This window comes from Promicromonospora sp. NPDC059942 (assembly GCF_042731755.1).
Taxonomy (GTDB): domain Bacteria; phylum Actinomycetota; class Actinomycetes; order Actinomycetales; family Cellulomonadaceae; genus Promicromonospora.
In genome coordinates this window covers 1-1,687 of the sequence record NZ_JBHWLR010000049.1, presented here as the reverse complement: position 1 = coordinate 1,687, position 1,687 = coordinate 1, and the positions used below count along the sequence as shown (strand labels likewise).

1 rRNA gene is annotated in these 1,687 nt (G+C 58.2%); it reads right to left on the bottom strand.

Annotation, left to right across the window (positions count from 1 at the left end):
* Positions 1–138: 138 nt before the first annotated feature.
* Positions 139–1,660 (bottom strand): 16S ribosomal RNA (locus ACFV9Q_RS29170).
* Positions 1,661–1,687 lie beyond the last annotated feature (27 nt).

The following is a 1,687-nucleotide window of genomic DNA, read 5'->3' as shown; positions in this document are numbered from 1 at the left end:
CTTCGTCAATGTTCCACCCATGAGCAACCACCCCAGACGCGTACGGCCTGGGCATGGCCTCTGCCACCAGCACCCACCACCTCAACAGGCGGCACGGCGTCCCCGGTGTCCGGGGCCTGGTGGAGATGAGCTCCTTAGAAAGGAGGTGATCCAGCCGCACCTTCCGGTACGGCTACCTTGTTACGACTTAGTCCCAATCGCCAGTCCCACCTTCGACCACTCCCTCCCTTGCGGGTTGGGCCGTGAGCTTCGGGTGTTACCAACTTTCGTGACTTGACGGGCGGTGTGTACAAGGCCCGGGAACGTATTCACCGCAGCGTTGCTGATCTGCGATTACTAGCGACTCCGACTTCACGGGGTCGAGTTGCAGACCCCGATCCGAACTGAGACCGGCTTTTTGGGATTCGCTCCACCTCACGGTATCGCAGCCCTCTGTACCGGCCATTGTAGCATGCGTGAAGCCCAAGACATAAGGGGCATGATGATTTGACGTCATCCCCACCTTCCTCCGAGTTGACCCCGGCAGTCTCCCATGAGTCCCCGGCATAACCCGCTGGCAACATAGGATAAGGGTTGCGCTCGTTGCGGGACTTAACCCAACATCTCACGACACGAGCTGACGACAACCATGCACCACCTGTGTACGAGTGTCCAAAGAGAACCCCATCTCTGGGGCTTTCTCGTACATGTCAAGCCTTGGTAAGGTTCTTCGCGTTGCATCGAATTAATCCGCATGCTCCGCCGCTTGTGCGGGCCCCCGTCAATTCCTTTGAGTTTTAGCCTTGCGGCCGTACTCCCCAGGCGGGGCACTTAATGCGTTAGCTGCGGCACAGAACCAGTGGAACTGGCCCCACACCTAGTGCCCAACGTTTACGGCATGGACTACCAGGGTATCTAATCCTGTTCGCTCCCCATGCTTTCGCTCCTCAGCGTCAGTAACTGCCCAGAGACCTGCCTTCGCCATCGGTGTTCCTCCTGATATCTGCGCATTCCACCGCTACACCAGGAATTCCAGTCTCCCCTACAGCACTCTAGTCTGCCCGTACCCGATGCAAGCCCACAGTTGAGCCATGGGATTTCACACCAGACGCGACAGACCGCCTACGAGCTCTTTACGCCCAATAATTCCGGACAACGCTTGCGCCCTACGTATTACCGCGGCTGCTGGCACGTAGTTAGCCGGCGCTTCTTCTGCAGGTACCGTCACTCTCGCTTCTTCCCTGCTGAAAGAGGTTTACAACCCGAAGGCCGTCATCCCTCACGTGGCGTCGCTGCATCAGGCTTTCGCCCATTGTGCAATATTCCCCACTGCTGCCTCCCGTAGGAGTCTGGGCCGTGTCTCAGTCCCAGTGTGGCCGGTCGCCCTCTCAGGCCGGCTACCCGTCGACGCCTTGGTAGGCCATTACCCCACCAACAAGCTGATAGGCCGCGAGCCCATCCCCCACCGAAAAACTTTCCAACACCCACCATGCGGTAAGTGCTCGTATCCGGTATTAGACCTCGTTTCCAAGGCTTATCCCGAAGTGGAGGGCAGGTTGCTCACGTGTTACTCACCCGTTCGCCACTGATCCACCCAGCAAGCTGGGCTTCACCGTTCGACTTGCATGTGTTAAGCACGCCACCAGCGTTCGTCCTGAGCCAGGATCAAACTCTCCGTAAAAGAGAAACATCCACACCCACCCAAAGG